Genomic DNA, 8,689 nt, shown 5'->3' with positions numbered 1-8,689 from the left:
CCCCCCGGCCGCGACCGTCGGATGGCCGCTCAGGCGTAGCGTGATCCCATGACCGCAACCCAGCTCCCCAATTTCGCCTCGGACAACTACGCGGGGATCCATCCGGACGTCCTCGCCGCGATCGTCGAGGCCAACCAGGGCCCTGAATCCGCGTACGGCAACGACCCGTACACGCACGCGCTGCAGGAGCGGACGCGCGAGACCTTCGGGGACAGCGCCGTCGCCCTACCCGTGCTCACCGGCACCGGCGCGAACGTGACCGCGCTACAGACCATGTTGCCGCGCTGGGGTGCCGTGATCGCGGCGCAGTCCGCGCACATCAACACGGACGAGGGCGGGGCACCCGAGCACACCGGCGGGATCAAGCTGCTGGCCGTGCCCACCACGGACGGCAAGCTCACCCCCGAGATCGTGGACCGCGAGGCATGGGGTTGGGGAGACGTGCACCGGGCGCAGCCGCTGGTCGTGTCCATCACGCAGGTCACCGAACTGGGCACCGTGTACACCCCCGACGAGATCCGCGCGCTCGCCGAACACGCACACGCCCGGGGGATGTTGGTGCACATGGACGGTGCGAGGATCTCGAACGCGGCGGCGGCGCTGGACATCCCCCTGCGTGCGGTCACGTCCGACGTCGGCGTCGACGTGCTCAGCTACGGCGGCACCAAGAACGGGGGCATGCTCGCGGAGGCGGTGATCGTCATGGATCCCGACGCCGCTCCCGGCCTCGAGTTCGCGCGCAAGTCCCTCATGCAGCTGGCGTCCAAGATGCGCTTTCTCTCGGCGCAGTTGGTCGCCCTGCTCACCGACGACCTCGGGATCCGCAACGCCGCCCACGCCAATGCCATGGCCCGCCGCCTGCGGGAAGGCCTCGAGCGGGCGACGGCGCAGGGTTCCGTTCACGGCGTGCAGTTCACGCAGCCCACGCAGGCGAACAGCATCTTCGCCACCCTGCCCGACGGCGCCGCCGACCGCCTGCGCGAACGCTTCCGGTTCTACGACTGGAACGCCGCCCGCCGGGAGGTGCGCTGGATGTGCATCTTCGAGACGACCGAGGAGGAGGTGGATGGGTTCGTGGCGGAGGTGGGGCGGGTATGCAGGGGGTAATTTTTGCAGCCCCGCAGATCGCCCGATATGCCTCTCGTGAGAGTGAAGTGCTGCAATAGTTACACTGTAGTGTTATTTTTGCAGTATGAGAGCTTCCGATGTCCTACTTCATCTGCAGGAGCTCACGGCTGACCAATGGGGACTGTTCACCACGGCTCAGGCCAAACGGCAAGGCATTATCGGTACGGAGCTCTCCAGGGCCTCTCGGGCGGGACACATTGAACCGATCATCCATGGAGTACATCGTCTTGTCGGAACCCCCTCGGACCAGTACGAGAGCCTTCGGGCTGCCTGGCTTGGCACCGACCCCGGCCGACCGGCGCATGAACGGCTCGGTGACGAGAACGGGGTGGTGGTCTCAGGGACCACCGCGGCGTGGCTGCACGGGATCGGGGATCTACCGCCTGAGCCTTATGAGTTCAGCTCACCCACCCGGAGGCAGAGCCGACGCCCCGATCTCAGGTTCCGTCGCCGCTTCATCCCCCAAGACGCACGAACCATAGCCGAGGGCCTGCCGGTCACCACGGTTGAGCAGACCATTGGCGACCTGGTACGTGACAGAACGGACGAATCACTCGTCGTCGACTGCCTGCTCGACGCTTTCGACCGCGGCCAGCTACGTACGGATGTCCTGGCCACCGCTCTCGATCCCGAAGACGCAGGCCGCGGAGCCGCTCGTCGCGATGACCTTCTGCGCGCCGCAGGTCTTGACGGAGAATCCATGGTCCATAGAGTCGCGGAGTCGCCCCTCGGCAGTGCAATTGCGGTACGCGCTTTCGAACCTTTTCTAGCGGAGGTCCGCAAGATGATGGGGACCAAAGCGCTTGACGATGTTCTGCGTAAGAAATTTCCCTCCACACTCCCTGCTTCTCGCTCCTTCGTGGCGCCAGAACTTGTCAAGGGATTCGGTCTACCACCGGTCATGACGAGAGATTTTCGTCTGCCGCCCGAAGTTCTAAGGGGCTTTCACCTACCACCTGATGTTGTGGAGGCATGGCGATCCAGCTTTTCCGTCGCCGGGCCTGCCCGCGGCCCGCGCACCCCTTCACAGGACCGGGAGGTGTGATCCTCGTGTACGCGCAGGACGGATACGCGACTCCCCACGCCGTGAAACAGGCCATCAAAAGTGCCGCACGCAAGGCCCGGGGGAACACTTCAGGGCCATCCATAGATGCACTCATCCGTCAGGAGTACTTCAATCGATTCCTGTCCAGGGTATTTTCGGAACGGCAATCCTCGCGCTGGGTCCTCAAGGGAGGACTGCCATGCTGGCACGGATACCGGACACCAGGGCCACACTCGATATCGATTTGCTCGCAAACTCAAGCGATTTGGAAGAGGCCGAAAAAGACCTCGCTCGATTGGCAGCAGTGGATTTGGGGGACCACTTCCGCTTTGTACATGACCGTTCCCGACGTATCGCCGCGGGCAAGGCTCAGGAGTACACCGACGGCCTCCGGGTGACATTCATCGTGTACATCGGCCCCCAACGACAAGCGGATCTTTCGGTGGACCTTGTCACGGGCACACGAGCAGTAGGACCCATCGAGACAATAATTCCGGCCAATCGTCTGGATCTACCCAGGCTTCACAGCAGTCCCTACAGGCTGTACCCCATTGCACATCAGCTCGCGGACAAGGTCTGCGCCGTGATGATGACGTACAACGGCGTGCCGTCGACGCGGGAGAAAGATCTCGTGGACCTGGCTGTGGCAGCAACTAGTGCTGAGCTCAGAATCGAAGCGCACACCTTCGGTGAGGCGCTCCATCTTGAGCGACGCCGACGGCGCATCCAACCATTCGAGCACTTCACGGTGCCACCGACATGGGGCCCCCAATACGCCCCCATGGCGCGGAAACTCCCGGCCTTGGAAAACTATCGGGATGTCGAGCAGGCGGTGGAACTCATGCACCTGTTCATCGACCCCATTTTGACAATGAATGCCTCAGGACAATGGTCACCCCATGAAAGACGGTGGATCTGACCGCGGGAGGGAGCGACATTACCAGGCCACCGCAGCATTTACTGTACTTTCCCCGGCACCCTGTGCACGTCAGCGGGGCGGGTTCAGCGGCTCGTCCACGGACAAGATCTCATTGGTCACCATGACTCCACCCCTACCATCCACCGGCGCAAGGTCCACGACGATGCCCATTTGCACATCCAGATGGACGCGGTAGGAGGTGGGCAGTGCGGGGTACGTCAGGGTCGGGTCCTCGGGTCCGTACTCCAGCAGCCGACTAACCGGGCTATCCAGGAGTGCGCAGCAGCTGCACCGCGGTTCGTAGCCGCCCTCCCATTCCACGCCGCGGCCGGCCTGGGGCCTGCACGTGGCAGCCCACGCCGGACGACCACGCACCGTGACGGCTGCGACCCCGGTGATGTCCACCCCGTAGCTGAGTTCGACCGGGTCGAGCATCGCGGTCCACAGGTAGTCCTGCCACATCGGATCACCGCGGTCGAAATACCATCCTTCCGGGCGGTGGTCTACCAGCCCGTCGGGGCGCAACGTCAGATCCTTAGGACGATCCGCCATGGCAGCAGCCAAAGAACCGAACTCGGCGCCGTCAGGAGAATCAGAACCGTACGGCGTTCCTTCGCGCACCTCGATGCCCTGGGACGAACGCACGGTCACCCGCCCGGCCTTCCGGTCGAGCCATGCCTCCACGGGCTGATCGTCCGGGGTGCCACCCGCTTCACGCTCCCTGCGGTGTGTGAAATGCAGCGTGGTGAAGCGCCACGGCGAGCTGCGGGCCAGCGCGCGGAAATCCTCGACGGTGGGGGAACCGGGCTCCATGAACCGAGTAGACCACACGGTCACCGGCACGAACAGCCGTACCGATTACGAGTCGGTCCCTCCTAAACCTCGAACGCGCCTCGATCCCTACTAATGCCCCGGCTCCGCCGCCGCCCGGTGATGCCCAGCGCGAGGGGTGCGGGCAGCGTCGTCGACCCCGACAAGCACACCGCGAGCCCCACCCCAAGGCACCCACGGGTGGAATAAACCCCCGCGTGACCCCGGTTACACCGGCCATGACCACCATGAAGGCGCAGACCTATCAGCAGTACGGCGACAACTCCGTCCTGGAACTCACCGACGCCCCGCTGCCCAAGGTGGGACCGGGCGAGGTCCTGGTGCGGGTGAAGACCGCGGGCGTGAACCCCGTGGACTGGAAAGTCATGTCCGGGGGGTCTGGACGAGATGATGAATGCCCAGTTCCCGGTGATCCCCGGGTGGGACGTCGCGGGAGTAGTGGCGGGCTGCGGCCCGGACACCCCCGGGATCTCGGAGGGTGACGAGGTGATCGCCTACGCCCGCAAGGACTGGGTGCACGGTGGCACCTTCGCGCAGTACGTCACGGTTCCCGTGCGCGCGTTGGCCCCGAAACCGTCCAGCCTCGACTGGGAGCAGGCCGGCGGCCTTCCGCTGGCCGGACTGACCGCTCTCCAGGTGCTCACCCGCCTGGGGTTGGCGCGCGGCAAGACCGTGCTGATCCACGCGGCGTCGGGCGGGGTGGGCAGCATGGGCGTGCAGATCGCCGCGGCCGCCGGCGCGCGGGTGATCGGCACCGCCTCCGCGAAGAACCACGACTACGTGCGCAGCCTGGGCGCCGAACCCGTGGAGTACGGCGACGGTCTCGCCGAGCGAGTGCGTGAGCTCGCCCCCGAGGGCGTGGACATCGTGGCCGACTTCGTGGGCGGCGTCGTGGACTCCACCCTGGCCGTGCTCGCCGAGGGCGGCCGGCACGCCTCGATCGCCGACCCCGAGGTCGAGCAACACGGTGGCCAGTGGATGTGGGTCACCCCCGATGCCTCCCACCTGCGCGAACTCGCCAACCTCGCCGACGCCGGGAAACTCACCGTCCGGGTGGACCGCACCTTCCCGCTCGAGCAACTGCCCGACGCCTTCGCCGCCAGCCAGGAAGGTCGCACGGTGGTCAAGATCGTCCTCACCGTCTCCTGACGCCCGTTCCACCGCGTCCGACGACGACGCCGCTGCCACCCTTCCGGCGCACCGCGCCTTGGCTGTGGTCTCACCGCGGTATCGCAGAGGGTAGCCGTCGGTCCAGTGCCGACTGAGCGAACCGCGCGAGAGGCAATGAGAACACCCCGGGATCCGTGAGGTCCAGGGGTGTTCTCAATGCATTGAGGGTGATGCGCTCAGTCCCCCTCGATCGTCTGCGACTCGGCCCACTTCCGCCCGGCATCGCCGCCCCACGCATCCCAGGCCACGCGCCCCGGGGAGGGGTAACCATCTTCGCCGTGATTGAAGCCCTCGGCGGAGCGGTCCACGTCATGACGTTTGAAGTAGGCACGCATCTTCTTCACGACCTCGTCGCCCACGGCCTCGCCTTCGGCCAACTGGTGCGCCCGGTGCTCACCCGTGTCCGTGAACCCCTTGCCGGCTTTGCCCTCCTCGATCCACTTCACCGCCCGCTGGGCAGCCTCCTGGACCTTTTTGGTGGGGTGGTGCTCGCCGCCGCCCTTGCCGGAATCGCTCTTGCCCGACCCGCCGCCCTTACCGGACCCGCCGTCGTCGTCGGATCCGTTCTTCGTCGCCGTCAGCGCCGACTCCTTGTGGGCCGCCTCGGAACCGCTCTTCTCGGACTTCACCACGTAGACCGGGTCGTCGTCCTCCGCCCGGAACGTCTGGCCCTTGAACTCCAGGTCCTCCGTGTGCTTGGACTGCACGGTCCCGTGCGTGGTTCCCTGCGCGGTGTTCCACGCAACCCGATCACCCTTGCTGAAACCCATGGCGAGCGCCTTCCTGTGAGCCGATCCGTCGGTCCAGGGGGTCCCGCGTCGGACGCGCCCGCCCCGGAACTTCAGTAGACCACACGCACGAAGCGCGGCACAGGGGCCCTGTCAGGCCTCCACCAGCACCTCCAGCACGGCGTCCCCGTACTCCTCGAGCTTCTTGGCGCCGACTCCGCTCACCGCGCTCAGTTGCGCAGTGGACGACGGCCGGGCCTGCACGATCGCCACGAGCGTCGCGTCCGAGAAAACCATGTACGGCGGGATCTTCTTCTCCTTGGCCACCGAGGACCGCCACGTGCGCAGCGCCTCGAACACCTGGCGCTCGGCGGTCTCGAGACCGTCCGCGGCGCGGGAACCGGCCCGAGCGCCGTCGGCGCCGGAACGAGCGCGCCCCCGCGAACGCGGCGTCGTCGTCCGATCCACCGCGAGCTCCACGGCCGCCTCACCGCGCAGCACGGGACCGGCCTCCGGGCCGGGAACCAGCACGCCAAAATCACCGACCGCCTCCACGATCCGGCGCGCGAGCAACTGCCGCAGCACCGAGCGCCACTCGCGTTCCGAGAGCTCCTGGCCGATCCCCCATACGCTCAGCTCGCGGTGCCGGGACGCCTCGGTGCGGTCGTTGACCTTGCCGAGCAGCAGGTCGAAGACCTTGCCCGAGTCGAACCGCTCACCGCGCTCGCGCTCCAGCCGGATGAGAGCGGACAGCAGTTTCTGCGCGGGCACCGTCGCGTCCCAGACCTTCGGCGGGGCCAGGCACGTGTCGCAATTGCCGCACGGCTGTGATTCCTGCCCGAAGTACCGCAGCAGCTGCACCCGCCGGCACGCCGTGGTCTCGCACAGCGCGAGCATCGCGTCCAGGTGCGCGCGGGCGTTGCGCTTGTGCGGGTCGCTGCCCTCGCCCTGGTCGATCAAGCGGCGTTGATTGACGACGTCGCCCAGCCCGTACGCGAGCCACGCCGTGGCCGGGAGCCCGTCACGCCCCGCGCGGCCCGTCTCCTGGTAGTAGCCCTCGATGCTCTTGGGCAGGTCCAGGTGGGCGACGAAGCGCACGTCCGGTTTGTCGATCCCCATCCCGAACGCAATGGTCGCGACGACGACGATGCCCTCCTCCCGCACGAACCGCACCTGGGTGTCGTGGCGCACCGCGGCGTCCAGCCCCGCGTGGTACGGCAGGGCGGCGACACCGTGGTCGTTCAGCCACGCGGCTGTGGTCTCCACGCTCTTGCGGGACAGGCAGTAGACGATCCCGGCCTCGCCCTCGTGCTCGGAGCGGATCAGGTGCAGCAGCTGATCGCGGGCACGGTCCTTGGGTTCGATCCGGTACTGGATGTTGGGGCGGTCGAAGTCGGCGACGAAGTGCTCGGCCTCCCCCAGCTCCAGGCGCTCGGTGATCTCCCGATGTGTGGCGCGGGTGGCCGTGGCCGTCAGGGCGATCCGGGGGACGTTCGGGAACGCATGGGCGAGCACCGACAGGCCCAGGTAGTCGGGGCGGAAGTCGTGGCCCCACTGGGCGACGCAGTGTGCCTCGTCGATCGCGAACAGGGCGATCCGGGCCCGACGCAACAGGTCCAGGGTGCGCGGCAGGACCAGCCGTTCCGGGGCCATGTAGAGCAGGTCCAGCTCCCCGGCGAGCAGCCGCTGTTCCACCGCTTGCGCCTCGTAAGGCTCCAATGTGGAGTTGAGGTACGCCGCGCGGATCCCCACTGCTTCGAGGGCGGCCACCTGGTCCGCCATGAGCGCGACCAGAGGGGAGACCACGATCCCGGTGCCCTCCCGGATCAGCGAGGGGATCTGGTAGCACAGCGACTTCCCCCCACCTGTGGGCATGAGCACGACTGCGTCCCCGCCGGCCACCACGTGGTCGATGATGGCCGCCTGCTCACCCCGGAACCCGGGGTACCCGAAGACCTCCCGCAGGACGTCCAGGGGCGTGGTGGCAGTGCTCGTGGGATGCATGCTTCCACCCTAGGCCCGCTGCCGGGACGGATGCTCGGGGCCGACGGGCTGTGGAGCGGCGGGCCCGGTTGGATGCTCCCGGTGCCTGATTCTCAAGTGCTGGGAAATCTCAGGTGTCGATAATGCAATGTACTGGTCAGTAGGCTGCATTTACTCCACTAGAAATTGCATGGCTGCTCACCGTGCCCGCCGGTTCTCCCGGCCCCTAGTTGTTGTGGGGCATGAGGTTCTTGTCACGGGTGTGGCGGTGAGATGAAGAACGGGCTCCTCGTCACAGGATGGAAGTTCCTACACCACCCACCTGGGGGCTGCTGCACGGATAGGTGACATCTGACCTGGCTTGCCCGTAGGGCGGCCTGGAAGGATGTGCACCATGCCCGCTCCCTACCCCCAGGAGTTCCGCGAAGATGTCGTGCGCGTGGCCCGATCCCGCGAGGCCGGCGTCACTCTCGCGCAGATCGCGAAGGACTTCGGCGTCCACGAGATGACGCTCCACAAATGGCTCCGCCAAGCCGACATTGACGACGGCAACCGCCCCGGCAAGAGCCGGGAGGATTCCACCGAGCTGCGCGATGCGCGCAAGCGGATCCGGCTGCTCGAGCAGGAGAACGAGGTCCTCCGCCGCGCAGCCGCCTACCTCTCCCAGGCGAACCTGCCGGGAAAATCTTCTACCCGCTCGTGAGTGAGCTCGCCGCTGACGGCATCCCCGTCACGGTGTCCCTGCGGGTCCTCAAAGCTCTCCCGCCAGCCCTACTACCGATGGCGGCACCAGCAGGTCACCAAGGCCGAGGTGGTCGAGGCATACCGGTCCAACGCGTTGCTGGACGCTCACCTCGACGACCCCGAGTACGGCTACCGGTTCCT

At 66.8% G+C, this 8,689-nt stretch carries 8 protein-coding genes and 1 pseudogene; 6 read left to right on the top strand and 3 right to left on the bottom strand.

Annotated elements, in window-relative coordinates; translation table 11 throughout:
* Positions 1 to 48: 48 nt before the first annotated feature.
* The 3 genes from AS25_RS08625 (at position 49) to AS25_RS08620 (ending at position 3,092) form a co-directional block, all read left to right on the top strand.
* On the top strand, positions 49 to 1,107 hold the full coding sequence (locus AS25_RS08625; protein WP_035964331.1) for a threonine aldolase family protein: 1,059 nt from the start codon (positions 49 to 51) through the stop codon (positions 1,105 to 1,107).
* Positions 1,108 to 1,192: 85 nt separating this feature from the next.
* Positions 1,193 to 2,173, top strand: coding sequence for a type IV toxin-antitoxin system AbiEi family antitoxin domain-containing protein (locus AS25_RS14650; RefSeq protein WP_156960941.1), 981 nt, complete (start codon positions 1,193 to 1,195; stop codon positions 2,171 to 2,173).
* 199 nt (positions 2,174 to 2,372) lie between these two features.
* Entirely contained in the window at positions 2,373 to 3,092 is a 720-nt protein-coding gene (locus AS25_RS08620) for a nucleotidyl transferase AbiEii/AbiGii toxin family protein (protein WP_052160845.1), read from the top strand.
* Positions 3,093 to 3,161: 69 nt separating this feature from the next.
* On the opposite strand, the gene AS25_RS08615 is transcribed toward AS25_RS08620, so the two are convergent.
* Entirely contained in the window at positions 3,162 to 3,905 is a 744-nt protein-coding gene (locus tag AS25_RS08615; RefSeq protein ID WP_156960940.1) for a hypothetical protein, read from the bottom strand.
* A gap of 405 nt (positions 3,906 to 4,310) precedes the next feature.
* Here AS25_RS08615 and AS25_RS08610 point away from each other — a divergent pair, with 405 nt between their 5' ends.
* On the top strand, positions 4,311 to 5,072 hold the full coding sequence (locus tag AS25_RS08610) for an NADP-dependent oxidoreductase (protein ID WP_367379156.1): 762 nt from the start codon (positions 4,311 to 4,313) through the stop codon (positions 5,070 to 5,072).
* A gap of 197 nt (positions 5,073 to 5,269) precedes the next feature.
* Here the strand turns inward: AS25_RS08610 and AS25_RS15515 are convergent, their stop codons facing one another.
* Together AS25_RS15515 and recQ are read right to left on the bottom strand one after the other, a co-directional pair.
* Entirely contained in the window at positions 5,270 to 5,863 is a 594-nt protein-coding gene (locus AS25_RS15515; RefSeq protein WP_216594112.1) for a hypervirulence associated TUDOR domain-containing protein, read from the bottom strand.
* Between the two features lie 111 nt (positions 5,864 to 5,974).
* Positions 5,975 to 7,825 (bottom strand): DNA helicase RecQ, encoded by a 1,851-nt coding sequence (gene recQ / locus AS25_RS08595; protein ID WP_035964329.1) that lies wholly within the window; start codon positions 7,823 to 7,825, stop codon positions 5,975 to 5,977.
* 373 nt (positions 7,826 to 8,198) lie between these two features.
* Between recQ and AS25_RS15035 the strand changes: the two genes are divergently transcribed.
* Complete coding sequence (locus tag AS25_RS15035) at positions 8,199 to 8,507, top strand: IS3 family transposase (RefSeq protein ID WP_035961062.1); 309 nt, start codon at positions 8,199 to 8,201, stop codon at positions 8,505 to 8,507.
* A pseudogene (locus AS25_RS15030) lies at positions 8,508 to 8,689 on the top strand (hypothetical protein); the annotation flags it as partial.

The sequence above is a fragment of the Kocuria marina genome (assembly GCF_000786655.1).
Lineage (GTDB): Bacteria > Actinomycetota > Actinomycetes > Actinomycetales > Micrococcaceae > Kocuria > Kocuria marina_A.
Note: the sequence above shows the minus strand (reverse complement) of the source record. Positions and strands in the feature narration are given on the sequence as shown.

Bases quoted from the DNA above. Each gene is read 5' to 3' on its own strand.
- AS25_RS08625 (WP_035964331.1), top strand. From the start codon at position 49: ATGACCGCAACCCAGCTCCCCAATTTCGCCTCGGACAACTACGCGGGG.
- AS25_RS14650 (WP_156960941.1), top strand. From the start codon at position 1,193: ATGAGAGCTTCCGATGTCCTACTTCATCTGCAGGAGCTCACGGCTGAC.
- AS25_RS08620 (WP_052160845.1), top strand. From the start codon at position 2,373: ATGCTGGCACGGATACCGGACACCAGGGCCACACTCGATATCGATTTG.
- AS25_RS08615 (WP_156960940.1), bottom strand. From the start codon at position 3,905: ATGGAGCCCGGTTCCCCCACCGTCGAGGATTTCCGCGCGCTGGCCCGC.
- AS25_RS08610 (WP_367379156.1), top strand. From the start codon at position 4,311: ATGATGAATGCCCAGTTCCCGGTGATCCCCGGGTGGGACGTCGCGGGA.
- AS25_RS15515 (WP_216594112.1), bottom strand. From the start codon at position 5,863: ATGGGTTTCAGCAAGGGTGATCGGGTTGCGTGGAACACCGCGCAGGGA.
- recQ (WP_035964329.1), bottom strand. From the start codon at position 7,825: ATGCATCCCACGAGCACTGCCACCACGCCCCTGGACGTCCTGCGGGAG.
- AS25_RS15035 (WP_035961062.1), top strand. From the start codon at position 8,199: ATGCCCGCTCCCTACCCCCAGGAGTTCCGCGAAGATGTCGTGCGCGTG.